This window comes from Brooklawnia cerclae (genome assembly GCF_011758645.1).
GTDB classification, from domain to species: Bacteria; Actinomycetota; Actinomycetes; order Propionibacteriales; family Propionibacteriaceae; genus Brooklawnia; species Brooklawnia cerclae.
On record NZ_JAAMOZ010000001.1, the window covers coordinates 1017615 to 1043507 of the forward strand.

Here is a 25893-nt window from a genome sequence, read left to right on the forward strand (position 1 = left end):
CGCACAAAGGAACACAGACCATGCCCAAGTACACCGCTGACAATTGGCCGATCGCCTGCCCGATGCTCTTGTTCGGGGGTCTGGACTCCAAGGGGGGCCCGATCCAGGATGCGGCGCCCGAGGAGTGGGACCGGCAGATGCGTGAGGTCTCGCTGATGGGCTTCACCGAGATGGACCCGCTCGACGTGTGGGTCCGCGTCGGCGACCTGTCGCCCGAGCGGCTCGACCTGTTCAAGCAGGTGATGGCTGCCAACAACCTGACCATCCCGGGAGTCTCGACCTCGCGCAAGAGCTTGGTGGACGCCGACCGCGGCGCCGATTACCTGGCCTACGGCCATCGGGTCATCGATGCTGCGGTTCTGCTGGGGGCTCGCTACGTGAGCTTCGGGTTCTTCCAGGCGACCACTCCGGCGCAGAACGCCGCGATCTGGTTCTGGCTGGCCGACGGGTACAAGGACTCGCCCGATCCCGAGATCTACCAACTCGCGGTCGCGCGCGTCCGTGAACTGGCGAAGCACGCGGCATCCGTGGGCATCGAGATCACCCTCGAGATGTACGAGGACACGTACCTGGGCAGCTCCGAGGGTTGCCTTCAGTTCGTCCAGGACGTCGACCATCCCGCCTGCGGCCTGAACCCCGACTTCGGGAACCTCGTCCGCCTGCACCGGCCGTTGGAACCGATCACCGAGGCGTTCGAGCGGATGCTGCCGTACACGAACTACTGGCACATCAAGAACTACACGCGTGACTTCGATCCGGCCACCGGCTCCTACGCGACGCACCCGGTTCCCCTGGGCGGCGGGTACGTGAACTATCGGCCCATCATCGCCCGTGCCCTGGAACTCGGTTTCGAGGGCGCCTTCATGGTGGAGCACTACGGGTCCGACTCGCTGTGGAACCTGGCCGAGAGCCGCGAGTACCTGAGGTCGGTGCTGCGCACCAAGCTGGCTCTTCAGGACTGAGCGGGGTTGATCGTCCTTTCGACAGGCTCAAGGACCTTTTCCCTGAGCCTGTCGAAAGACGTTTCTGAGCTTGTCGAAGAGCTTGAGTTCGTCGGGAGGGGAAAGGACCTTTCGACGGGCTCAAGGGCCTTTCGACGGGCTCAAGGGCCTTTCGACAAGCTCAAGGAACGCTCGTTGAGCCTGTCGAAACGAGATGAGTCCTAGTGCGGGGCTGCCGCAGGGAAGAGGTCGTCGTTGTCGTCGAAGACCAACTCGGCGGGCTCGTCCACCTGCGTGAGGGCGGGGTTGTCGCGGACCTCGTCCAAGAGGGGCTCGGAGACCAGGATCTCCTGGACGTCGAGGGTGTTGACGATCCGTACGATCCGGAGGGACAGGGGATCGGGGTTGAGAGTGAGCCGCTCGGCGCACTGGATCGCCATCTTCTGATTCGGCATGTGCGGCGGCACACGTGAGCCGGCTATGCCGTTCGAGGTCACGCCATTGGTGAACATGGCCACCCAGTCGATGTCGTCGAACAGGCGTTTGGTGGTGATGTCGGCCAGCCCGATGCCCGTGCTGTTGCCGTGCGACTCCGGCGTCATGTCGAGCACCACGATCTGGTTCACGTGCATGTCGGGGTTCTTCACCCCGATCAGCGAGCGTCCCAACACATTGGGATCCATGCCGTCACCCGAGATGTTCTTGCCCATCCAGTCGACCACCAGCACATCGATGTCATGGATCAGCAGCCGTGGCAGATGCTGACGGCTCTCGGCCAGCAGATCCGGCTCGACGTCGACGATCCGGTCGGTGGGGACGAGCACCACGTCGCGGGTCTGGTCGAGCGCGTTCTCCAGCACCGCCACCCCGAAGATGATGTTGCCCTTCTCGAAGATCACCGGGGCGATCTTCTCGATGGACTCCCCGGCGCGTCCCAGCCCTCGTGAGTGCGCCTGGAGTGCACCCCGATGTTTGCCGGTGCCGATGGTGGCCATCTTCATCAGCCCCGACTCGATCGGGCCGACGATGTCGGTGTGCGCCTTCACCCGGTTCGTCAGGATGACGCCGTCACAGTTGAGCGCGTCGGTGGAGTACAGCACATCGAGGCCGTCGACCTCGCCCAGCTTGGTCACGTCCAGGCTGGAGACGATCTCGCAACCCGTGACGTCGGGGGTGAACCCCATACCGAGGAGCATGTCGCGCTGCCCTTCGGCGGTGGCCCCACCGTGGCTGCCCATCGCGGGGATGACCACGGGGGTGGCTCCCTGCTGTTTCACCCAGTCCGCGAGTGTGCGCACGATGAGCGGCATGTTGGCGATGCCTCGGGAGCCCGCCGTGATGCCGATCCGCTGACCCGAGGCCACCAGGCCGTGGTACTCCGGGGCGGCCAGCTGCCCGGTGATCCGTCCCGGCACATCGTCCAGGGTCGGCGCGGGCAGGTCCTGGTGGACGCGGGCGAATCGCGGAATCGGGATCTCGTCGAGGATGAGGTTCAGTGAGTTCTTCACGGTCATGTCCTGGTATGGGTCGCGATGGGCAGGGAGGTCAGAGCGCATCGAAGGTGCCCGCGTCGCCGAGGGCCTTCATGAGCAGGGAGAACGAAACCGCGCCCGGGTCGGGCACGCCGAGAGATTTGTTCCCGAGCACTCGCGAGCGCCCGAGTCTCGAGACGAAATCGGCGGTCTGGTCGGCGGCCGCTTGTGCCGCGTCGGATGCCTGGCGCCAGGCATCCGCGAACCGAGTGCCGCCTTCCACAGCGGACGACAGCGTCTGCGTGAAGGGAACGAGGGAGTCCACGATCGTCTTGTCGCCGGGCTTCGCCCCACCGAGCCGCTGGACCGCGGACACCGCCGCCGCGACGGCGTCCGCGACGGTCGTCGCCGTGGCAGGCTCCTGATCGCCCAGCACGCCGCCGATCGCGGTGAGCATCGAGCCCCAGAGCGCTCCGGACGTGCCACCGGCGCTCTCCGCCCACTGTGCTCCGGCCCTGACCAGGGTGGTCCCGGCCCCGGCGTCGGCCTGGGCGGCGTCCTTCGCCGCCGAGAAGGCGCCCGTGGCGCCGAAGCGCATGCCCTGTCCGTGGTCACCGTCGCCGGCGATCGCGTCCAGGTGGCCGAGTTCCTCCTCCTTGTCGACGGTCACCTGCTGCATCAGCTGCAGTGCGGTCACCACCTTGGCCGCCAGCGCCCGGGAGGCCTCGCTGCCCGGGACGATGGGCTCGGCATGCGGTTCCTCGGCCGAGGCCACGTCGCGATGCTCGCGATGGGTCACCGCGCCGCGGCGGAAGGCGATGGTGTCCACCGGGGCGGTCCACAGCGTTTCCAGTTCGTCGTCCAGGAAGGTGAGGGTCAAGGAGACACCGGCCATGTCGAGGCTCGTCATCAGTTCGCCCACCTCGGGCAGGACGGGGGTGATACCGACCTGGGAGAGCCGTTCGGCGACACGGTTCCAGGTGACGTAGAGTTCCTCGACCTTGATCGTCCCCAGGCCGTTGAGCAGGACGATCGCGCGTCCCGTGTACCCGTCGGTGCCGATCGCAGGTGCTTCCGCGAGGACTCCGTCCACCAGCAGGTCGGCCACGCCGGCCGCCGATCCCATCGGCACCTCGTAGATGCCGGGTTCCCCGTGGACGCCGAGCCCGACCGACATCTGTCCGGCCGGCACGTGGAACAGGGGCTCGCCGGCACCGGGGAGCGTGCAGCCGTCGAAGGCGACGCCGAGCGACCGGGTGCGGTCGTTGGCCTTCCATGCGAGTGCCTCGACCTCGTCGATGGACTTGCCCGCCTCCGCGGCCGCGCCCGCGATCTTGAAGACCACGACGTCGCCGCAGACCCCGCGGCGCTTGCGGAGCTGGTCGGCAGGGGCGGAGGCTACATCGTCGGACACCTCGATCGTCCGCACGTCGATGCCTTCGGCACGCAGCCGTTCGGCGGCCTGGCCGAAGTGGAGCACGTCACCCGCGTAGTTGCCGTAGGCCAGGACGACGCCGCCGCCGTTGTCCGCGGCCTTCACCACGGAGTATGCCTGCGAGGCCGACGGCGAGGCGAAGACATTGCCGCAGACCGCGCCATGGGCCATGCCCGGGCCGACCCATCCCGCGAACGCGGGGTAGTGCCCGGAGCCGCCTCCGACCACCAGCGCCACCTGCCCCTGCGGGCTTGCTGTGGCGCGCACCGCACCGCCATGGACGGCGGTGAGGTATTGCGGGTAGGCCGAGGCCATGCCCGCGACGGCCTCCGTAGCGAAGCTTGATGGGTCATTGAACAACCGAGTCATCGTCGACTCCTCAGGTCAGGGGAGAGTTACCGGAACTGCTGCGGGGCCACCCGGCGTCGCGCCGGTCACCCCGCTCGGCAGTAAAAAATCATACATGATCGATGCTTTGGTGACGCCGCCGGTCACCGGGCGTGACCCCAGCGCCGTCGGCGTCGCGTGACTTTCCGGTGCAGGCCTCCACCCGCACCGGAAAGCCGTCGTCCTCAACGCGACACGAACTCGGTCACCTGCCGGACGATGCCGGCGGCGTCCAGTCCCGCGTACTCCAGCAGGCCGTCGTAGGGCCCCGAGGGCGCGTAGGCGTGCGGGACGCCGACCAGACGCATCCGGGTCGGCTGCTCCTGGGCGAGCAGTTCGGCGACCGCTCCGCCGAGACCACCTGTGACGTAGTGCTCCTCCACCGTGACCACCGCTCCCGTGCGGGCGGCGGACGCGCAGATCAGCTCGGCGTCCAGATGGGAGGGGGTCGGCATGCCGATGAGATCGACGCCGATGCCCCGCTCGGTCAGGAGGTCGACGGCCGCGACGGTCTCCGTGGTGATGTAACCGGTGGTGATGACCGTCACGTCCGAGCCCTCGCGCAGGTGGCGTCCCTTGCCGATGACCACCGGCTCCTCATCGAAGAGGTCGGGCAGGGGCTGGGCGCCGATGCGCGTGTAGGTGGGCCCGTCGTGCTCGATCATCGCGGCCACGCAACTGCGCAACTCGCCGGGGTCGCTCGGCGCGAAGACCACGACCCCGGGGATCATGCGGATGATCGCATAGTCCTCGAGGGAGTGGTGCGTGGCACCGAGGTCGGAGTACGTGAAGCCGCCGTTGCGCCCGACGATCTTGGCGTTCTGGCGCATGTAGCCGAGATCGTTGCGGAACATCTCGTAGTTGCGGCTCGTGACGAACGGCGCGATGGCCGCGAACACCGGGATGAGTCCCGTGGACGCCATTCCGGACGCGATGCCGGTGACGCCCTGCTCCATGATCCCGAACTCGAAATAGCGGTCGGGGTGCGCCGTGGCGAACTCGCCGAACCCGGAACTCTTGCCCGAGTCGGCCGACAGCACGACGATGCGTTCGTTGTCGTCGGCCAGGGCCGTCACTGCCCGCCCGAACTCCTTGCGGGGATCCGTCAGACCACTCACTTCACCGCTCCCTCAAGCTGCTTCGCGGAGTTCTCGAGCTGTGCGATCCTCGCGTCCAACTCGGCGACCGCGCGGGCCAACTCGTCGTCCTTGGGCTTCCAGTAGTGGTAGGCGGCCTGGTCCTCGGCGAAGGCGAGGCCCTTGGCCTTGACCGTGTGGGCGACGATGAGGCTCGGCTTCCCGGATTCGAACGGGGTCGCGTCGAGTGCCTCCAGCACCTGGGACATGTCGTTGCCGTCGATCTCACGGGTCGCCCAGCCGAAGGCCGCGAACTTGCCCGCGATGGGCGCCATGCTCATCACGTCGGACACGCGGCCCGAGATCTGCAGGTCGTTGTTGTCGACGACGACCACGAGGTTGTCGGCTCCGTGGTGGGCGGCCGCGGCAGCAGCCTCCCAGTTGGAGCCCTCGGGCAACTCGCCGTCGCCGGTGACCACGAAGACGCGCGCGGCGATGCCCTGCTTGCGCAGCCCCAGCGCCATGCCCGTGGCGATCGACAGGCCGTGGCCGAGCGCCCCGGTGTTGGCCTCGACGCCCGGCAGCTTGTGCATGTCGGGATGCCCGCCGAGAGCCGTCCTCATGGCGCCGTAGGTGTCGAGGAGGGACGTGTCGAAGAATCCTCGCTCCGCCAGCACGGCGTACTGGCCCATGGCCTTGTGGCCGGCCGACAGCAGGAAGCGGTCACGCTCGGGCCAGTCGGGCCGTGCCGGGTCGACGCGCATGATGTCGAAATAGAGGGCCGTCAGGACGTCGATCGCCGACATGGCGCCGCCGAGGTGGCCGGAGTGGCCGGTCTCGATCATGCGGACCACGTTGCGCCGACACCTTGCCGCGATGAGCTCGAGGTTGGCGACGCGGTCGCTCACAGCTGCTCGGCCTCGATCTCGGTGATCCGGGCGACCTTGGCGCCGCTACGCGAGTTCGGGTCGAACGAGTTCTTCAGGTACTCCTCGAGCAGCACCTTGGCCACCTCGACACCGATCACCTGCTGGCCCATGGCGATCATGTTGGCGTTGTTCGACAGGGTCGCGCGCTGAGCCTGGTAGACGTCGGACAGCAGGGCGCAGTAGGCGCCCTTGACCTTGTTGGCGGCGATGGAGACGCCGATTCCCGTGCCGCAGACCACGACGCCCCGGTCGGCCTTGCCGGCGGCGACGTCGCGGGCCACATCGGCGGCGACGTTGGCGTAGATCGGATCGTCCGAACCGTAGTCGACGGTCTCGTGACCGAGCGATTCGGCCTTCTCGATGAGGGCCTTCTTCAGGTCTGCGGCGTTCGGGTCACAGCCGAATGCGATCTTCATTTTTCCTCCGGGCGGTTGTCGGGCCGGGCAGCGGGACGCATCATCGCGCCGCCTTTCGTCATTCAGGATATATGATTCTTCCGAGGTTCGGCAGTCGGGTCGGCCGGGCGAGGACGCACCGGACCACCCGTCAGCGAGCACCTCAACCATACGGACCCGCGAGGCCGCGGGTCGGGACAGTTCAAAGGAGAAACGCATGTCCGAAACCGGAAACCCGTTCCCACCCGCTCGTACGGCCGTCGTCACAGGCTGCGGGCATCCGGCGGGCATCGGGCGCCGGGTGGCGCGCCGCCTGGCGCAGTCCGGCTACAGCATCGCCGCGCTCGACATCAACCCCCAGGTCGCCGATTTCGGCGTCGAGCTGGCCGCGGAGTTCCCCGGCCTGGCCGTGGCCGGTTTCGTCTGCGACATCGCGGACGAGGACTCGGTGAAGGCCGCGTGGGAGCGCATCGATGCGGAATTGCCCCCGGTCACGGGCCTGGCCAACGTCGCCGGCATCGCATGCCCGACCCCGTTGTTCGAGCTCACCGTGGAGGAGTTCGACCGGGTGATGGCCGTCAACGCGCGGGGCACGATGCTCATGATGAAGTACGGGGCGCAGCGCATGAGGACCACCGGCGTCGGCCGGATGGTCAACTTCTCGTCGATCACCGCCTACGACGGGGGCGGGACGTTCAGCAAGATCGCCTACGCGGCCGCGAAGGCCGCTGTGATCGGTCTGGCGCGTGGTGGCGCTCGCGAGCTCGGTCAGTACGGGATCACCTGCAACGCGATCTGTCCCGGCCCGATCGACACTGAGATCATGGGTGGCAAGCTGACCGACGATCGGAAGGCCTCGATGTCGGCCGACATCCCGCTCGGCCGGGTCGGTCAGCCGACCGAGATCGCTAACGTGGTCGATTTCCTCCTGTCGGAGGGTGCGAGCTTCGTCAACGGCGCCACCTTCAACGTCGACGGCGGCAAGCACATGAAGTGAGCGATCTCTCGCTCCGGGAACAGACGGGCTCCCCGGTTCGCGGGGAGCCCGTCGGCACGAATGGGAAATCAGACCAGGTCGCCGGTGAGGTACTTGTTGCCGACGTCCTGCTGCAGGTCGATGACCCGCTGCACATACGGGGCCGCGGCCTCCTCGAGCTTGCCGCCGACCAGCGGGATGTTGATCGAGAACTCGGCCTCGTAGTCGACAGTGGTGCCCGGCTGGCCGGCGACCGTCGCCGCCTGGGTGTTCGCCGTGCCGGCCAGCTTCGCGGGCAGGCCTGCGACCTTGACGGTCACCTCGCCGTCGCGTCCCCCGTCGGCGCGCACGGGCTGCCAGGTGATGTCGAGATCGATGCTGAGGGTCGGTCCGGTGAACTGCTTGGCGCGGGCGGGGGCGGGAACCTCGGCGTGCACGTGGCTCACCTGGTCGCTTCCGGCGACCTCCCAGGTAGTGGCACCGGTTTCTTTGGCTACCGCGGTCAGCCATTTCTCGTCGGCCATCATGGCGTGGACGGTTGCTGGATCGGCGGCATAGGAGTGACGAATGCTGATGTGCATGACCACTATTGTGCTGCACGCCGGTGGCAGTGCCGACTAGGCTGTCTCCGGCACGAGACCGGTCCCGGGGACGCGGTCCGACAAGTGCGGTGACGTGTGGATGCAGGGGTGCGTTGGGTATGAGTGAGGACGTCGGTGCATCACGGAATGCCCGCGAACAGTTGCATCGCGAGATCGCCGGGATACTGGCTGAACAGGTGCCGGACATGGCCGGGGCACAGCGCCTCGGTGAGTTCTGCGGGAACTACTTCCGGCACGCGGACGCCTCGCCGCTGCTGAGGCGTCCGGCCGCACAGATCGCGGCGGGTGTGCTCCGGCACGTGGGGCTGGGACGCATGCGTCCACCCGGCACCTCGCCCTTCGAGCTGTTCACCCCCGACCCGCAGCACGACGGCTGGGACGCCGACGGGCACACCGTGCTCGCGCTGGTCGCCGACGACAAGGCGTGGCTCGTCGACACGGTCACTCTGGCCGTGGAGGAACAGGGATGGGCGTTGCGCGAACTCGTCCATCCGCAGCTCCACGTCGTCCGCGATCCCCAGGGTGCGCTCGTCGAGCCGGGAGCCCCCGGTGGCCGCGTGATCGCCGAGTCGTGGATCTGGATGGAGCTCTACCCGCCGCTGGGCGCTTCCGCCGACCGTGCAATGCCCGCGTTGGCCCGGGCCGTCGCGGCGAGCCTGGCCGATCTGGACGCCGTGACCGCGGACTTCCCCGAGATGCGCCGCCTGGTCCTCGAAGGGGCCGAACTGGCCGCGAGGAGCGGGCACCCGGAGGCCGCCGGGGTGGCCGAGATGCTGCGTTGGCTCAGCGACGACCGGTTCGTCCTGCTGGGGTTGCGTGACTTCGACGTGGTCGACAGGGGCGGCGAAGCCGGTCAGCGGTTCCGTCCGCGGCCCGGCGGGCTGGGCACGCTACGCGACGACGAGCGGGCGTCCGCGGCATTCGGCGCATCCGTCGATCCCGGGACCCTGCTGGTGATCACCAAGGACTCCGAGCGCTCGCGCGTGCGCCGGGCGAACCATCCCGACTATCTCGGTCTGTGGCTCCACGACGACCAGGGACGACGGTTCGAGCGCCGCATCCTGGGGTTGTTCACCCAGGCGGCGCTCGCCGAGCCCGTGTGGCGCATCCCGGTGCTGCGTGACAAGGCGGACCGCATCGCGTCCGCCATCGGATACGACCCCGACTCCTACGGCGGACGAGCGGTCGCCGCCGCCATCGAGGCCCATCCGCGCACCGAACTCCTCCAGGCCGACGTCGCCGAGCTGACACCGATCATCGCCGAGGTGGCGGAGTTGGAGAACCAGCGGGGCGTCCTGAGCTTCTTCCGGCGTGCCGCCTGGGGCCGGTTCCTGACGGCGCTCATCTACTTCCCACGCGAGCGGTACAACACCGCGGTGCGCCAGCGGATCCTCGGGCTGCTCACCCAGGCCACCGGTGCGGAGTCGTCGCAGTGGAGCGTCCAGGTGTCGGAATCGACCTTGGCAAGGCTCTACGTCACCCTGAAGATGCCGTCCGGGGTCGAACTGCCGCTCCTCGATCCCGACGAGTTGCGCCCGGCGATCGCGGAGGCGACCCGCGACTGGGAGGAGCGGTTCATCGACCTCGCCGAGCACCTGGACAGTTCGCGTCGTGGTGTCGAGTGGTCGGAGGCCTACAGGCAGGCGTACTCGCCGGCCGAGGCGATCGACGACCTTCTCGCCCTCGACCGGGTCGGCGGCCCGGACGACATGGCGCAGACCCTCTACACCCCCGAGGCGCCCGAGAACGGTGTCGACGTGCGCCTGAAGATCCTGCGGGTGGGCTCCGAGATGGTGCTGTCGCAGGTGTTGCCCCACCTGTCGAGCCTGGGAGTCGACGTCGTCGACGAGCGTCCGTTCGACATCGAGTTGAGGGGCACCCCGGCCCACGTCTACGACTTCGGCCTGCACCTGCCGGACGTCCCGGAGCGGCTGGACGGCTGGCCGGAGGAGGAGAAGGCCCGGTTCGTCACCGCCCTGGCGGCGAGCTTCGTCGGCCTGAGTGAGCCCGACGGGCTCAACCGCCTCATCACCGATGCCGGGCTCACCTGGCAGCAGGTGTCGGTGCTCCGGGCTGTCTCCCGTTATCTGCGGCAGGTCGGGACCACCTACTCGCAGCCCTACATCGCCCAGGCGCTGCATCGCCAGCGCCGGATCGCGCGCAGACTGGTCGCGCTGTTCGAAGCCAGGTTCGACCCGCGCGCTCCCGGCGACGAGGCCCGCCAGGATGCCGTCGAGCGGCTGCGCGCCGAGGTGCTCACCGCTCTGGACGACGTGACCGCGCTCGACGAGGACAGGATCCTGCGGCAGTTCCTCGGCGTCATCGGGGCCACCGTCCGGACGAACTACTACGCCCTCGACAACAGCACGCTGCCCAGCGGCACACCGCGTCCCGGACGCGGGGCACTGGCCCTGAAGCTCGACCCGGGAGCCCTCGACTTCGTGACCACGCCACAGCCCGAGCACGAGATATTCGTCTGCTCGCCGCAGGTGGAGGGCGTCCACCTGCGTTACGGCAGGGTCGCGCGCTGCGGCATCCGGTGGTCGGACCGTGCCGAGGACTACCGCACCGAGGTGATGGGGCTGGTCAAGGCGCAGATGGTCAAGAACGCGATCATCGTGCCCGTCGGAGCCAAGGGCGGATTCCATCCGCTCCGGCTGGCAGGTCTCGACGGCCCCGCGCGCGAGGCCGAGGGACGGGCCGGCTACGCCGCGTTCATCCGGGCTCTGCTCAGCGTGACCGACGACCTGCGGGGTGGTCGGACGGTGCGTCCGGCGAACGTGGTGGCCCTCGATGGCGACGATCCGTACCTGGTGGTGGCCGCGGACAAGGGCACCGCGAGCTTCAGCGACCTGGCCAACCGGATTTCCCACGAACGCGGCTTCTGGCTCGGCGACGCCTTTGCGTCCGGCGGCTCGGAGGGCTACGACCACAAGGTGATGGGCATCACGGCGCGTGGCGCGTGGGTGTCGGCCATCAGGCACTTCGCGGAGATGGGGACCGACTGCCAGACGCAGGAGTTCACCTGCGTGGGCATCGGCGACATGTCGGGCGACGTCTTCGGCAACGGCATGCTGCTGTCGCGTCACACGCGCCTGGTGGCAGCGTTCGACCATCGGCACATCTTCCTCGACCCGAATCCCGATCCCGAGACGTCCTATGCCGAACGGGAACGGCTGTTCCAACTCGACCGGTCGAGCTGGGACGACTATCGCCGCGAGGCGATCAGCGCCGGTGGCGGGGTGTACGGACGCAGGGTCAAGTCGATCCCGATGTCGGGGCAGGTGCGCGAGGCACTGGGCCTCGGGCCCGAGATCACCGAACTGACGCCGAACCAGGTGATTCAGGCGATTCTGCGCGCCCCGGTCGACCTCATGTGGAACGGCGGCATCGGCACCTGGGTGAAGGCCGGCACGCAACCGCATTCGGCGGCCGGTGATCGCGCCAACGACGCCGTCCGGGTGGACGCGAACCAGGTGCGGGCCAAGGCGGTCGTCGAGGGCGGGAACCTGGGGTGGACGCAGGCCGCCCGCGTCGAGTACGCCCGGGCCGGCGGGCGCATCAACACCGACTTCATCGACAACTCGGCGGGCGTGAGCACCTCGGACTACGAGGTGAACATCAAGATCCTCCTCGATGCCGAGGTGGCCGGGGGCAGGCTGGCCCCGGACGATCGCAACGACCTGCTGCGCCGGATGACCGACGAGGTGACCCGGCTCGTCCTCGACCAGAACGTCGGGCAGAACCGGGCGCTGGCCGACGCGTTGTACGACGCTCCGGAATGCATCGGCTACCACGAGGACCTGATGGCTTCACTCGAAGTCGCCGGATACGTGCATCGCGCGCTGGACGGTCTGCCGAGCACGGCCGAGATCTCCGAGCGCACGGCTGCCGGCCGGGGGCTGGTGGCTCCCGAACTCTGCACGCTGCTGGCGACGGCGAAGATCGCCCTGGCCGATGAGCTGCTCGCCTCCGATCTGCCCGACGACCCGTACCTGGCCGATCGTCTCGTCAAGTACTTCCCGTCGCCGCTGCGCGAGCGGTTCGCCGACCGCATGCCGTCGCATCCTCTGGCGCGTCAGATCATCACGACGGTCGCCGTCAACCGGTTCGTCGACTCGCAGGGCATCGTCGCGGCGCACAGGCTCGGGGCGGAGACCGGGGCGGGGGCCGCCGACGTCGTCCGGGCACAGCTCGCGGCACGTAACCTGCTGGACGCCGGCTGGCTCGAGACCCGCACTGCGAAGTCCGACCTGCCCGCGGCCGTGAAGACCACCCTGCGGGTGCGGATCCGCGACGTCGTCGAGCGGGGCACGCGCTGGCTGCTGCACGAGCAGGGCGCCGACTTCGACATCGACCGGGTCGTGGGCGAACTCAAGCCCGGTGTGCGCGAGGCGATGAAATACCTGCCCCGGCTCATGGGGGAGCGGCACGCCTCGGCCGCGTCCGAGCTTGCCGCCGAGGGGGTTCCCGCCGAGCTGGCGGGGCGCCTGTCCGCCTGGCCGGACGCGCACCTGGCGCTGCCGATCGTCCGCGTCGCCTCCCGGTGCGGGCGCGACGTGGCCACCACGGCCGAGGTGTACTACCGCCTCGGCGCCGGGCTCGGCATCGACGAGACCCTGCGGGCGGCCGAGGGTCTGCCGAGGAACGGCCGGTGGGAGATCATGGCGCGCGCGGCCATCCGGGACGAACTCATCAACGCACAGGAGACGGTCACCGCGGCTGCTCTCACCGCGTGCAACGATCCCGGGGCGGACGCCGACCGGATCGTGGACACCTGGTGGGAGGCGCATCCGCGGGCGCGGGACCAGCGGACCCTCATGGACGAGGCGAGTGCCGGGCAGGTGGACCTGGCCCGTGTGTCGGTGGCGGCGGGCAGCCTGCGCGCACTTCTGGGACGCTGACCGGACGGCGCGTCAGGCGCCGAGTCCCTGTCGCGCCGGGAGCACGTGCGGGAGTATGGAGGCATGCGGATCGACCTGCACACACATTCCTCGGTGTCCGACGGAACCGACACCCCGACGCGGCTCGTCCTGAAGGCCCAGGCGGCCGGACTGGACGTCATCGCGCTCACCGACCACGACACCCTGCTCGGGTTGGACGAGGCGGCCGAGGCGGGCCGGCGCGTGGGTGTCAAGGTTCTGGCCGGGGTGGAGGTGAGCACCCAGCTGCGAGGAGCGGAAGTGCACCTGCTCGGTTACGGCATCGGGCAGCATGACGAGGCGTTCAACGAGGAGCTGGCGAGGGGCAGGGCATCGCGCGAGCAGAGGCTGCCGGCGATGCTGACCAGGCTGGCGGCCCTCGGGCTGCCGTTGGACCTGTCCGAGGTCATGGCGCAGAGGAAATCGGCCAACGTCACCGTCGGCCGCCCCCATGTCGCCGATGCGATGGTCGCTCGTGGCTATGTGGCCAACAGGGACGAGGCGTTCGCGAAGTATCTCGACCGCACCGGCCCGGCCTACGTCCCCCGCTCCATGGTGGATCTCGGCAGGGGCATCGACCTCATTCATGAGGCAGGGGGTGCGGCGGTGCTGGCCCACCCGGGAATCCGGGAGATGGCCGAGGCATTGACGGGCGACGTGATCGCCGGGTTGACGTCCGAGCACGGCCTGGACGGGATCGAGGTGGACTACCCGTTGCACGACGCGTCGACCCGTGACCTCTACCACCGCATCGGAGCTCGCCTGGGACTGGTGCGCACCGGCGGAAGCGACTACCACGGCTCGGGAAAGGTCGACCATCCGCTGGGCGTGGCCACGGCCAGGGAATCGGCCTACCGCGAACTCCTGCGTCGGATCCGCTCACACGGAGGCCTCGCCCCCGTGTGAGCGGGAATCGCTAAGCTGTCAGGGCTGGCCGGCGCAGTCGGCGGGACGACGACCGGTCGGTGTGGCCGACCGAGGACGAGGAGTGCGACGATGACACAGGCCCAGGTGGCCGACGACGACCAGGGCGATGCGCTGAGCGAGTCGACATCGGAGGCGTCGCTGCGTGCGAGCGAGCGGCGCAGCGTGGCGATCGAGGCAGATCTGGCCGTCCATCCCGAGCGCTATCGCATGCTGACGGGCGACCGGCCCACGGGCGAACTGCACATCGGCCACTACTTCGGCTCGCTGGCCAACCGGGTCAAGCTGCAGGATCTCGGAGTCGACTCCTGGGTGCTGATCGCCGACTACCAGGTGATCACCGACCGTGACGGCGTCGGGGCCATCCGCGAGCGTGTGTACTCGGCGGTCGCCAACTATCTGGCCGTCGGCATCGACCCGCAGCGTTCGGTGATCTTCGCGCACAGCGCGGTGCCTGCGCTCAACCAGTTGCTCCTGCCGTTCCTGTCCCTGGTCACCGACGCCGAACTGCGGCGCAACCCGACCGTGAAGAGCGAGCTCGAGGCGACAGGCGATCGTCCGATGTCGGGACTCATGCTCACCTACCCTGTGCACCAGGCCGCCGACATCCTGTTCTGCAAGGCCAACCTCGTGCCCGTCGGCAAGGACCAGCTGCCGCATCTGGAACAGACCCGGGCAGTGGCACGCCGGTTCGACGAGAGGTACGGGCGTGCCGACTCGGACAAGCCCGTCTTCCCGCAGCCCGAGGCCCTGCTGTCGTCCGGCGCGCTCATCCTCGGGCTCGACGGGACGAAGATGAGCAAGTCCCGCGGCAACACGATCGAGATCGGCATGACCGCCGACGAGACGGCCAAGCTGATCAAGAGGGCTGTCACCGACTCGGATCGTCACATCACCTACGATCCGGTGAGCCGGCCCGAGGTGAGCAATCTGGTCAATCTCGCGGCCCTGTGCCTCGATCGCACCCCGGAGTCGATCGCCGAGGAGATCGGCGACGGCGGGGGCGGCGGGCTCAAGAAACTGGTGACCGCCGCTGTCAACGAGAAGTTCGCCCCGATAAGGGAACGAAGGTCGCAGATCGTCGGCGATCAGGGATACCTGCGTGAGGTGTTGATGAGAGGCATCGAACGAGCCAACGAAGTGGCCGACGCCACTCTGACCGAGGTGCGCACCGCCATGCAGATGGTGTATTGAGCACTCATGTGCTGATGGCGGTTCACTGACCTTCGGGCGAGGCATGCCGAGCCCGAGCAGGGACGACCCCCTGGGGCGGGGATGCCCAGGGGGTCGTTGCACGCAGATCGGCTGCGGAGCCGCGATCAGCTGAAGTACTGGCCGCCGTTGATGTCGATCGTCGCGCCGGTCACGAAGCCCCATTCGTCGGAGCAGAGCGACAGCACTGGCCCGGCGACGTCCGCCGGATGACCGGGCTTCTTCAGGGCGATGCCCTCGATCGCCGCGGCGCGCCCCTCGGGGGTGTTGAACAGTTCGTGGAACGGGGTGTCGAGGATCAGGCCGGGCGCCACCGCGTTCACCCGGATCTGCCGGGGAGCAAGATCCTTGGCCAGAGCCTTCGTGAAGCCGATCGACGCGGCCTTCGAGGTCGCGTACGCGACGGACCCGGCCCCACCACCGTTCTCGCCCGCCAGGGACGCCACGTTGACGATGCTGCCGCCGTCGGCGATCACCGGCAGCACCGCCTTGCTGACCAGGAACGTGCTCGTCATGTTGACGTCCTGCACCTTGTGCCACAACTCGGCCGTGAGGTCGGCGAGCGAAGCACGCTGCACCATCCCGCCGGCGTTGTTGACCAGGATGTCGAGCCCGCCGAACTCCTTCGCCACCTGTGCGACGACGGCGTTCACCTGGGCCTCGTCGGTGGCGTCGAGCTGAAGCGCCAGCGGCTCGCTGCCGCTGAGGCTTCGGAGCTCGTCGATGACGGAGGCCTCGGGCTCGTGGGTGAGCCAGGTGAAGGCCACCTTGGCCCCGCGCTCGGCGAACGCACGGACGATCCCGAGACCGATGCCGACGCCGCCGCCGGTCACGAGTACGCGCTTGTTGCTGAAATCAGTCATGGACGCATTCTCGCAGGCGCGTGTGACCGTCGTCCGGGGCCCGTGCGTCAGGCCTCCGGTCCCTGCTGGGCGACGGGGTGCCCGCCGGTCTCGTGGGCCGCGGGCTCGACGACCTCACCGTTGCGGCGGCGGACGCGCTTGCGTCGCGGTCGGTCGGCCGATCCGTCGTCGCGCGGTCCGCGCTCCTTGTCGCCGTGGTGCTTGTCGTCGCCGTGGTGCTTGTCGCCATGCTTGCCCTTGTGGGCATCATGCTTGTGGTCACCGTGGTGCTTGTCGTCATGATGGGGGACGGCCCCGGGCAAGCGTCCGGTCGTCCCTTCGGGAATCTGCAGGTCGGCCAGCAGATGCGGGCTGGTGGAGTAGGTCTCGGCCGGTTCGTTGAACTCGAGGCCGAGCGACTTGTTGATCACCTTCCAGCGGGTGATGTCCTGCCAGTCGACGAGCGTCACCGCGACGCCGAGGTTCCCGGCGCGACCGGTGCGGCCGATGCGATGGACGTACTGCTGCGGGTCGTCGGGAACCTCGTAGTTCACGACGTGGCTGACCCCCGAGACGTCGATGCCACGTGCGGCCACGTCCGTGGCCACCAGCACCTTCGTCTCACCCCGGCGGAATCGCTTCAGCGTCTTCTCGCGCTGGGCCTGGTTGAGGTCCCCGTGGATCGATCCGGCCGCGAAACCCCGGTCGACGAGCTCGTCGGCCAGACGTTGGGCCGAACGCTTCGTCCGGGTGAAGACCATGACCTTCTCGGTGGCCGGCGACTGGAGGAGCTTGCCGATGATCTCGGGCTTGTCCAGCTCGTGAGCCTGGTAGATGTACTGGGTCGTGTCGGGGACCGTGGCCTGGGCGTCCTGGCCCTCGGCGCGCACATGAACCGGCTGGCGCAGGCTGGAGCGGGCCAGGGCCACGATCTGGGCGGGCATCGTGGCGCTGAACATCAGGGTCTGCCGATCGCCGGGCGTCATGCCCGAAAGCCGCTCGACGTCCGGGAGGAAGCCCAGGTCGAGCATCTCGTCGGCCTCGTCCAGCACCATCACCCGCACGGCCGACAGATCGAGCGCATGGCGATGCGCCAGGTCGAGCAGACGACCGGGCGTGCCCACGACGACCTCCACGCCCTCACGCAACGCGTCCAGCTGCTCGTCGTACCCGACGCCGCCGTAGATCGTGATGATGCGGGCGCCCAGATGCCGCGCGGCCACGGTGAGGTCCGTGGACACCTGGAGTGCCAGCTCGCGGGTGGGCGCCAGGACGAGGGCCTGGGGCTTGCCGTAGTGGTCGAACTCGTCGAAGTCGTCGCTGGAGGGAAGGACGAGGCGCTGCAGCAGCGGGGTGCCGAAGGCGAGTGTCTTGCCCGTGCCGGTGCGGGCCTGACCGATCAGGTCGGCGCCCGTGAGCGCGATCGGGATGGCCAGTTCCTGGATCGGGAACGGATGGGTGATGCCCTCGTCGGCAAGCGCCCGGATGATGGGCTCGGCCACCCCGAGGTCGGCGAAGGTCGTGGTGGCATCGGTCTGGGTGTGACCGGCCGGGAAGTCGGTTTGAGTCATGTGCTGTCTTTCACCCGCCGGGGGCGGCAGTTTGGTCGGCCAGGCCTTCGACCCGGCACGGGAGCCACACAATGCACGAGACGTTGCGCGGGGCGCTCGGACGCGCCACCAGCCAGTTTAGCCGCCGACGACCACTTTCAGGCGAAGGCGCTGGTGGCGCCGCGAGCCAGCGCTGGGTTTGCCCGGTTAGCCTGAAGATGTGACCACCGAACCGCCTCAAGATCCGGGGACTTCGCTGCTTGCCCTGCTGGCCTACGTCAACCTGTGCTCGGCGGAGGAGTTGATGCGCCGCTCCGCCGGCGAGACGGACCTGACCGAGCGATTGCCCGTGGGCCGGGTCGCCGCCGATCAGCTGGCGCGGTACGCACGCCTGTCGGAGGCGATCCCCGGCGGCGTGCCGGGCGTGCTGGCGGCGATGCAGCCCGTCATCAGCCCGGTGGACGAGTTCATCCGGCTCACCCAGCCCCGCGTCCGCGGGGAGGCGATGGTGCGGCTCGTGGCCGTGACCGGCATGGAACTCGAGATCGTCCAGCGTGTGGCCGACGGGCTGGACGAGGCCGCGCGGGAGGTCCTCGCGCTGACTCCGGGCACGTGGCGGGCCATGGACTACGGCAGCGCCGGAGTGCTGGAGGGTGTCACCGGCATGATCCACGGGCTGGACGAATTGTCGAACTACTCCCGGCGCGTGCTGGGCGAGGCCGCGGCCGCGGGGCAGCGACTGCTCGTCCGAGACACGGGACTACGTGCGCTGGCCGCGGGGCAGACTCCGTCCGGCGGGGTCGACGATCCCCTCGCACGGTCTATCGCATGCCTGGACGACGTGCTGGTCGCCACATCGGCCAGACTCGCCCAACTGGGGCTGCGTTCCTGAGGGCCCGGCGGATCCTTCTGGGGCAGGCCGGCGGGAGCCACGGAGAGCACGCCGGGCCTGACCCGGAAGAGCCCTCAGGCCTCGTCGGAGCCGAAGCCGAAGCCCACGGGATGGGTGAGCTCCTGACCGAGATCGACGTAGCCGATCTGATCGGCCGGAATCAGCAGTTTGCGGCCCTTGGTGGCCTCGACCACGAACAGGCCGTCCTCGGTCGCCAACGCCTCGCGCAGCCCCTTCTCGAGCTGAGCGGCGTTCTTGTCGGTTTCAACGGTGAGCTCGCGTCCAATGTTCTGTACGCCAATCCTGATCTCCACGGGCTCAAAGGTACCCGACGGTTGCGAAGGCCGCGGCCCGCGAAACGGTCAGGATATGCGGACGGGGCCGCACCATGACGGTGCGGCCCCGAGGTTGAAGCGACGAAGAGGTGATCAGCCGATCACCCGAACGGCATCCGCCTGCTTGCCCTTGGGGCCCTGGGTGATGTCGAACTCCACCTTCTGCCCCTCTTCGAGGGAACGGAAGCCGGAGGCCTCGATGGCCGTGTAATGGACGAAGACGTCGTCATTCGATCCCTCAACGGCGATGAAGCCGTAGCCCTTCTCGGCATTGAACCATTTGACGGTTCCCTGCGCCATGTGATCTCCTATTGCATCTTTCCGGGGTCGCACCGCGCGGCCCCCTGCCGTCCCAGCCCCTGGGGGATGGAGCAAGAACGGGAACAGCTCGGGTATTGCTGCGTCCTGGCCTTGCGGCAGCACTACCACTCTTCCACAACCACGGGGCGATTGTCAGTGCGGCCAGTGGAATTGTCGGTGGTCCGTGATTGCATTGTGATCGTGAGCGGACGTGGCGCGGTGGGCCGGATGGTGCTGGGGACGAGTGAACAGGCCACGACTTCATCAATGACCGGGCTTGTCGCTGCGAAGTTTCCGGTCGAGCCACGGCCACTCACGCCGATCCAGGACGCTGTCGTCGAGGCCGCGGGGCATCAGGGGGCGGCCGTCATGGCGGTGGGCGGGCCCGGGACGGGGAAGACGACGGCACTGGTGGCCACGGTGCTCGACAGGGTGCGTGCCGGGGTTCCGCTCTCGCGGATGGCGGTGCTGACCGGTTCACGACCGGCGGCCCAGCAGCTGCGAGCGCGCATAGTGGCGGCGGTCGGGGTGACGCAGCGTGGTCTGCAGGTGACGACCGTGCACGGCTGGTGCCAGGGGTTGCAGCGACGGTTCGGCGATCCCTCCGCGCCCGCGAGGCTGTTGACGGCTCCGGAGCAGGAGTTCCGCGTCCGCGAGCTGCTCGACGGGGCGGATCCCACGATCTGGCCGTCCCAGGTGCGCCCGGCACTGGGGACGAGGGCCTTCGCCAGGGAGGTGCGCCAGATGCTCGCGCGGGCCCGGCAGCTGGGTCTCGATCCCTTAGGGATGAGACGCGCGGGCACGGCCGCGACGCGTCCCGAGTGGGTGGGGGCCGCCCGGTTCTTCGACGAGTATCTCGACGTGCTCGATGCCGAGGGCGTCATCGACTACGCCGAACTCGTCCACCGCACCCGCTTGCTGCTCACCGTTGCCGCGGTGCGCTCGCGGCTGGCCGAGGAGGCACCGATCGTCCTGTGCGACGAGTTCGCCGAACTCGACCCGGGGATGATCAACCTGCTCGCCGACGCGCACGACGCCGGGTGCACCGTGGTCGGGTTCGCCGACCCCGACACGAGCGTCTTCGGCTTCCGTGGCGCCGACCCGCGCGCGGTGGCCGACTTCGGGCAGCGCTTCGATGCACCGGATCGCAAGGCCCTCGTGCTGCGGCTCGACGACAACCTGCGCAGCGTCCCCGGAATCGTCTCGGCGGTCATGTCCGTGTCCGCACGCGTCCCCAGCCGCGGGGCCGCACGCGCTCCGGGTCTGTCGGTCGACGCGCAGAACCCCGGTGTACGGGCGGTCGTCCTGCCCGATGCCGGTCAGCAGGCGGACTGGGTCGCGGCCGAGTTGAGGCGGGCGAATCTCTCCGAGGGCATCGACTGGTCGCAGATGGCCGTCATCACCCGGTCGGGGCGGGGAGCGGTCTCCGGCCTCGCCCGGCGGCTGGCGGCGAACGGCATTCCCGTGCGGGTCGCCGGGGACGAGATCGCGCTGAGCGAGGAGGTTGCGGTGAGGCACCTGCTCGGCGTCCTCACCACGGCGCTCGGGCTCTCCCAGGGGGAGCCCATCTCGCCTGCGCGGGCGACGCGGCTGCTGAGGTCACCGATCGGTGGGCTGGACGCTCTCGGGCTGCGGCGGCTGGGCCGCGAGCTGAGGCGGCGGGCGGTCGAGCGGGACGACCGGTTCGCCCCGGCGCCGTCGGACGTGCTGATGGCCTCCGAACTGCAGACGGGGGTGCTCGTCAGCGACGAGGACGCGGATCTGTCGGTCGAGTTGACCGGCCTCGTGCGCCTGCGTGGGCTGCTGACCGACCTCTCCCGGCTCCTGACGCGCGGCGCCGATTCCGCGACGCTGCTGTGGCGGGCCTGGTCGGGAACCCCGTGGCCGGCCCGGCTGCGCGCCGCCGCTCTGGGCGGAGGAGACGGTGCCCAGCGCGCCCACCGGGATCTGGACGCGGTGCTCGCGCTGTTCGACGTCGCCGGACGCAGCACCGAACTCGTTGGTGACAAGGGGATGCGCCTTCTGCTCGCCGAGGTCGAGGGGCAGCAGATCCCCGGTGACACGGCCCGCGAGACCGGGCGACAGGCCTCGGCTGTAGACCTGCTGACCGTGCATCGGGCCAAGGGCCTGGAATGGCGGCTGGTCGTGCTCGTGGGCCTGGAGGAGGGCGCATGGCCGCGTGCGGGGGCGCCGGCGAGTCTGTTGCAGCCTGAGCAGCTGGCGGCCGACGGGCCGCAGCCGCCGCCGACCTACGCCGAGCGGCTGGCCGACGAGCGGCGTGCCTTCCTGCTGGCCGTGAGCCGTGCGCGCGAGCGGCTCGTCGCCACGGCGGTCACCGGCGTGAGCGGGGAGGGCGGCGGGCCCTCCCGGTTCCTCACCGAGTTGGGGGTGCCGGTCGAGCAGGGCCGTCCCGTCGGGGGCCCGACGACGATCGACGGCCTGATCGCGGAGTTGCGCCGCGTCGCCGCGGATCAGTCGGCCTCGTCCGACGTACGCGAGGCCGCGGCCGGGGAGCTGGGATGGCTGACGTCGCAGAACGACGACTCCGGGCGTCCGCTGGCGCCGGGAGCCGATCCCGACCACTGGTGGGGATTGCGCGACTACACCCGGGGGCGAGTTCCGCTCGCACCGCGGGATCGTCCCGTACGCCTGACCGGCAGCGAGGTGGAACAACTGCGGGCATGCCCGCGCATGTGGTTCCTGCAGCACCGGGCACGAGCCGATCAGTCGCCGCGCTCGTCGGCCACGCTCGGCACGGTCGTCCACGCACTCGCGCAGTACGCCCTGACATCGGGCGTCGATGTGAGAACCCTGATCGAGCGGCTCGACGACGTCTGGGGGGAGATCAGCTTCGACGCCGCCTGGCTGTCCGCGTCGGAGCGATCGGCGGCGCTGGCCGCGCTGGAGAGGTTCGCGGCCTGGGCATCGTCCAACGACCACCGGCGGATTCTCGGCGTCGAGGTGCCGTTCGAGGTGCCCGTGGTCGTCGGTGGCCATGACGTGATGATCGTCGGCACCGTCGATCGCCTGGAGGTGGACGCCGATGACAGGCTTCGCATCGTGGACTTCAAGACCGGCCGCAGTGCCCCGACCCGGGCCCAGGTGGCGGGCATGGATCAGCTCGGTGTCTACCAGCTGGCAGGCAGCCTGGGGGCGTTCGACGAACTCAGCGGCGGTCTACGGGGGCTCGCCGATGCCGAACTGGTCTATCTGCGCATCGAGGACGCGGGTGGGTATCCGAAAGTGATGCTGCAGCCGTCGTTGGACGACCATCCGGTGCTGGAGGACGCAGCCGGCCCGGGCCCGACCTGGGTGCACGACCATCTCGCGGAGGCGGCGGCCACCGTCCGTTCGGAGCGCTTCCCGGCACGTCTGCAGTCGAGGTGCCGCTTCTGCGCGTTCCAGATCGGCTGCCCGGCACAGCCCGAAGGGACACTGGCATGACCATGGGGCACCCAGTCGCGATCGACAGCCCCGGGCGGCTTGCTGATCTGCTCGACATCCCCTTCAGCGACGAGCAGTTGGCGGCCATCACGGCACCGCTGGAGCCGGGGGTGATCATCGCGGGTGCGGGCACGGGCAAGACGACGGTCATGGCAGCCCGCGTCGTGTGGCTGGTCGGCACCGGTCAGGTGCAGCCCGCCCAGGTGCTGGGGCTGACGTTCACCCGGAAGGCGGCCGCCGAGCTGTCGGCCAGGGTCGAGAACGCGCTCGAGTCGGCGGGAATCCTGGGGTCGGACGGCCCGGACGAATCCGGTCGGCAGGTGGTCATGACCTACGACGCGTTCGCCGGGCGCGTGCTGGGCGAGCACGGACTGCGGATGGGTGTGGAGACCGACCAGGTGATGATCACCGACGCCACCAGGTATCGGTTGGCCGCGTCGGTGGTCGCGGAGGCGAGAGGGCCGTTCCGGTACCTGTCGCGTGTGCTGCCCCCGACCGTGGTCGAACGAGTGCTGCGACTCGACGGCCAGCTGCGGTCACACCTGGTCTCCACCCAGGAGTTGCGCGAGTTCGATGACGCCCTGGTCAAGGATCTGGCCGACGTGCCGTTGTATCGCGGCAGGCCGACCGCCGCGGTGCGCGACGCCGTGGCAGCGGCGGGGGAGCGCGACGAACTCGCGGGGCTCGTCGACGACTACCAGGAGATGAAACGCCGTCTCGGTGCCGTCGAGTTCGCCGATCAGATGGCCAACGCCTGCACGCTGGTCGACCGGGTTCCCGGAGTCGCCAGAGCCTTGCGAGGGCAGTTCGCCGTCGTCCTGCTGGACGAGTACCAGGACACGTCGTCCGCGCAGGCGCGGCTGCTGCACGGGCTCTTCTCGGGCCGGGACGCTCTATCGGGGCGGGGACACCCCGTGACGGCGGTCGGCGACCCGTTCCAGGCCATCTACGGTTGGCGCGGTGCCGCGCCCAGCAACATCCTGCAGTTCGCCCACGATTTCCCGCGCGGGGACGGGACACCGGCGACCGCCTACGCGCTCACCGTCAACCGGCGCAGCCGGCCGGCGATCCTCGTGGCGGCGAACGAACTGTCGGCGCCGCTACGGGCCGACGAGCGTCTCCGGGCGGTGGGGGCCGACGGACGCCCGGTGGACCAGATGCTGCACGCTCCCGCGGGCAAGCGGGGCGGTGAGTTGCAGGTCGCCTGCTTCGACACCTGGCCGCAGGAGGTCGACTGGGTGTCCGACCGTGTCGCGGCGGCCCACGATTCCGGTCGGGCGGCCTCATGGTCGCAGATCGCGGTGCTCGTCCGGCGCAACGCCGACATCGGGCCGCTGTTCGGGGCGCTGTCGGACCGGGACGTCCCGGTGGAGATCGTCGGCCTCGGCGGGCTCCTGCGGTTGCCGGAGGTGGCCGACGTGGTGGCGACGCTGACGGTGATCGACGACGTGACCGCCAACCCGGAAGTCGTGCGCCTGCTGTCCGGGCCCAGGTGGCGCATCGGGGAACAGGACCTCGCGGTGCTGGGGACCAGGGCTCGTGAACTGGCCGGCCGTGCGACTCCCGACGAGGCCGGGAACGGCCTCGACGACGTGTTGCGTCGAGCCGTCGCCACTGTCGACACCAGCGAGCTGAGCTGTCTCATGGACGCGATCGACGATCCCGGGGAGGCGCCGTTGTCGTCCGAGGGAAGGCGGCGGCTCGCGGCTTTCAGCGCCGAACTCCGCGGGTTGCGCGCGCATCGCGACGAGCCGGTGTTGGAACTCACCCACCGGGTCATCGATGCTCTGGGGGTGGGCCTTGAGCTCCAGGCCGATGCCGAATTGTTCCGCGCCGACCGACGAGCCCAACTGGTCCGCTTCGTCGACGCGGTCGCCGAGTATGTGGACGTCGATGGCGACGGGAGTCTGGGAGGGCTCCTGGCCTGGCTGGATGCCGAATTGGAGCACGGCGTCGGGCTCGATCAGGCGCTGCCCACCAGCGAGGACTCGGTCAAACTCATGACCGTTCACCGGGCCAAGGGGCTCGAATGGGACGTCGTGTTCGTGCCGAGCCTGGTCGGTCGCGTGTTTCCCAACGACACGGTGAACGACAAGTGGACGACCAACTCGGCCGTCCTGCCCGCGTCGTTGCGAGGGGATCGGCAGTGGGTGCCGCAACTGGACGACCTGTCCACCCAGGGGTTGAAGGTCTACCCGGACGCGTTGCGAGCGGCGCAACGACAGTCCGAGGACCGGTTGGCCTACGTGGCGGTGACGCGTGCCCGCAACCTGGTGGTCGCGAGCGCGCACCACTGGCGTCCGGGTGAGGTGCGGGTGCGTCCTGCTTCTCCCTACTTCGAGGTGCTCGAACGGCTCGCACGGCTCGCCGGCGGGGTGGTCGCCTGGTCGGATCCGCCGCCGGAGAACCCCGCGCCGCCGGCCCTGTCCGAGCAGACCTGGCCGGTGCCTCTCGACGAGGAGCGGCGGCGTGCCCAACAGGAGGCGGCCGATCTGGTGCGTCACAGCGTGATCGCCCCGGAGCCCGGCACCGGCCGGTCGCTGGACGTCGCGCTGCGGCAGACCGCCTGGCACGAGCTCGCCGAGGGTCTCGTCGCCGAGGAGCGACGCCGTCGGGCGCGCGCCGTGCCGGTCGAGTTGCCGAGGTCGGTCTCCGCGTCCGCGCTCATGGTGGCGCACCGCGACCCGGCGGCGTTCGCCTCGCAACTCATGCGTCCGATGCCGCGGCCCGTGAGCACGAGGGCCGGGGTGGGGACGCGGTTCCATCACTGGCTCGAACTCCGGTTCAACAGACCGTTGTCCCTGACCGATGACGACGACTTCGATGCTCCCGAGGATCCGGACGAGCCTGCGACCGACCTGCAACTCGCCCGGCTGATGGGCGCGTTCCAGCGCGGCCGGTTCGCCGACCGCGTCCCCGTGGCGGTGGAGGAGCCGTTCATCCTCGTCGTCGGCCACCAGCAGATCCGAGGCCGCATCGATGCCGTGTTCACTTCGAGTGACGCCGACTTCGACTACCTGGTCGTCGACTGGAAGACCTCCACGTCGTCTCCCGACCCGCTCCAGTTGTCGCTCTACCGGGTGGCGTGGGCCCAGAGCCTGGGCATCCCCGAGTCCAGGGTGGATGCCGCCTTCTACCATGTGATCTCCGACGAACTGGAGCGGCCGGAGGGGCTGCTGGACACCGCCGGGATCACCCGGCTGGTGACGGGTCTCGCGCCATGTTCGCCCGGCTCGCCCGGATCCCAGCCGCGCTAGCC

18 protein-coding genes are annotated in these 25893 nt (G+C 69.3%); 8 read left to right on the plus strand and 10 right to left on the minus strand.

The features are described from left to right. Positions 1-20 precede the first annotated feature (20 nt). Positions 21-962: a sugar phosphate isomerase/epimerase family protein gene (locus FB473_RS05045; protein WP_167165364.1), complete on the plus strand. Its 942-nt coding sequence runs from the start codon at positions 21-23 to the stop codon at positions 960-962. A gap of 200 nt (positions 963-1162) precedes the next feature. Here the strand turns inward: FB473_RS05045 and FB473_RS05050 are convergent, their stop codons facing one another. The 5 genes from FB473_RS05050 to FB473_RS05070 form a co-directional block, all read right to left on the minus strand. Further along, a complete protein-coding gene (locus tag FB473_RS05050; protein WP_167165365.1) occupies positions 1163-2449 on the minus strand; it encodes a nickel pincer cofactor-dependent isomerase, group 22 in 1287 nt (428 codons plus the stop codon). Between the two features lie 37 nt (positions 2450-2486). Next, positions 2487-4217, minus strand: a complete 1731-nt coding sequence (locus tag FB473_RS05055; RefSeq protein ID WP_167165366.1) for a dihydroxyacetone kinase family protein — start codon at positions 4215-4217, stop codon at positions 2487-2489. Between the two features lie 203 nt (positions 4218-4420). Beyond that, complete coding sequence (locus FB473_RS05060; protein WP_167165367.1) at positions 4421-5353, minus strand: transketolase C-terminal domain-containing protein; 933 nt, start codon at positions 5351-5353, stop codon at positions 4421-4423. After that, the gene (locus FB473_RS05065; protein ID WP_167165368.1) at positions 5350-6219 is read right to left on the minus strand and encodes a 1-deoxy-D-xylulose-5-phosphate synthase N-terminal domain-containing protein; all 870 of its coding nucleotides are present in this window, start codon (positions 6217-6219) and stop codon (positions 5350-5352) included. The genes FB473_RS05060 and FB473_RS05065 overlap by 4 nt, the downstream gene beginning before the upstream one ends. Next, positions 6216-6656, minus strand: coding sequence for an RpiB/LacA/LacB family sugar-phosphate isomerase (locus FB473_RS05070; RefSeq protein WP_167165369.1), 441 nt, complete (start codon positions 6654-6656; stop codon positions 6216-6218). The genes FB473_RS05065 and FB473_RS05070 overlap by 4 nt, the downstream gene beginning before the upstream one ends. A 196-nt stretch (positions 6657-6852) precedes the next feature. Here FB473_RS05070 and FB473_RS05075 point away from each other — a divergent pair, with 196 nt between their 5' ends. Continuing rightward, on the plus strand, positions 6853-7632 hold the full coding sequence (locus FB473_RS05075) for an SDR family NAD(P)-dependent oxidoreductase (RefSeq protein WP_167165370.1): 780 nt from the start codon (positions 6853-6855) through the stop codon (positions 7630-7632). 68 nt (positions 7633-7700) lie between these two features. Here FB473_RS05075 and FB473_RS05080 read toward each other — a convergent pair whose 3' ends face one another. Continuing rightward, positions 7701-8192: a DUF2505 domain-containing protein gene (locus FB473_RS05080; protein ID WP_167165371.1), complete on the minus strand. Its 492-nt coding sequence runs from the start codon at positions 8190-8192 to the stop codon at positions 7701-7703. A 119-nt stretch (positions 8193-8311) separates the two neighbouring features. Between FB473_RS05080 and FB473_RS05085 the strand changes: the two genes are divergently transcribed. The 3 genes from FB473_RS05085 to trpS all read left to right on the plus strand — a co-directional run bounded on the left by FB473_RS05085 (position 8312) and on the right by trpS (position 15253). Then, positions 8312-13117: an NAD-glutamate dehydrogenase gene (locus FB473_RS05085; protein ID WP_167165372.1), complete on the plus strand. Its 4806-nt coding sequence runs from the start codon at positions 8312-8314 to the stop codon at positions 13115-13117. 63 nt (positions 13118-13180) lie between these two features. Beyond that, positions 13181-14041 (plus strand): PHP domain-containing protein, encoded by an 861-nt coding sequence (locus FB473_RS05090; protein WP_167165373.1) that lies wholly within the window; start codon positions 13181-13183, stop codon positions 14039-14041. Positions 14042-14131: 90 nt separating this feature from the next. Next, complete coding sequence (trpS, locus tag FB473_RS05095; protein ID WP_167165374.1) at positions 14132-15253, plus strand: tryptophan--tRNA ligase; 1122 nt, start codon at positions 14132-14134, stop codon at positions 15251-15253. A gap of 125 nt (positions 15254-15378) precedes the next feature. Here the strand turns inward: trpS and FB473_RS05100 are convergent, their stop codons facing one another. Both FB473_RS05100 and FB473_RS05105 read right to left on the minus strand, forming a co-directional pair. Then, complete coding sequence (locus FB473_RS05100) at positions 15379-16134, minus strand: SDR family NAD(P)-dependent oxidoreductase (protein WP_167165375.1); 756 nt, start codon at positions 16132-16134, stop codon at positions 15379-15381. A gap of 47 nt (positions 16135-16181) precedes the next feature. Continuing rightward, positions 16182-17684 (minus strand): DEAD/DEAH box helicase, encoded by a 1503-nt coding sequence (locus tag FB473_RS05105; protein WP_167165376.1) that lies wholly within the window; start codon positions 17682-17684, stop codon positions 16182-16184. Positions 17685-17883: 199 nt separating this feature from the next. On the opposite strand from FB473_RS05105, the gene FB473_RS05110 reads away from it, so the two are divergent. After that, entirely contained in the window at positions 17884-18555 is a 672-nt protein-coding gene (locus FB473_RS05110) for a ferritin-like fold-containing protein (RefSeq protein ID WP_167165377.1), read from the plus strand. A 74-nt stretch (positions 18556-18629) separates the two neighbouring features. Here FB473_RS05110 and FB473_RS05115 read toward each other — a convergent pair whose 3' ends face one another. Together FB473_RS05115 and FB473_RS05120 are read right to left on the minus strand one after the other, a co-directional pair. Next, positions 18630-18869 carry a DUF3107 family protein gene (locus FB473_RS05115; RefSeq protein ID WP_167165378.1) on the minus strand — a complete coding sequence of 80 codons (240 nt, stop codon included), beginning with the start codon at positions 18867-18869 and terminating at the stop codon, positions 18630-18632. Positions 18870-18983: 114 nt separating this feature from the next. After that, the gene (locus FB473_RS05120; protein WP_167165379.1) at positions 18984-19190 is read right to left on the minus strand and encodes a cold-shock protein; all 207 of its coding nucleotides are present in this window, start codon (positions 19188-19190) and stop codon (positions 18984-18986) included. 267 nt (positions 19191-19457) lie between these two features. Here FB473_RS05120 and FB473_RS05125 point away from each other — a divergent pair, with 267 nt between their 5' ends. Beyond that, positions 19458-22634 (plus strand): ATP-dependent helicase, encoded by a 3177-nt coding sequence (locus FB473_RS05125; protein ID WP_167165380.1) that lies wholly within the window; start codon positions 19458-19460, stop codon positions 22632-22634. After that, entirely contained in the window at positions 22631-25891 is a 3261-nt protein-coding gene (locus FB473_RS05130) for an ATP-dependent DNA helicase (RefSeq protein WP_167165381.1), read from the plus strand. The genes FB473_RS05125 and FB473_RS05130 overlap by 4 nt, the downstream gene beginning before the upstream one ends. The last annotated feature ends 2 nt before the right edge of the window (positions 25892-25893 follow it).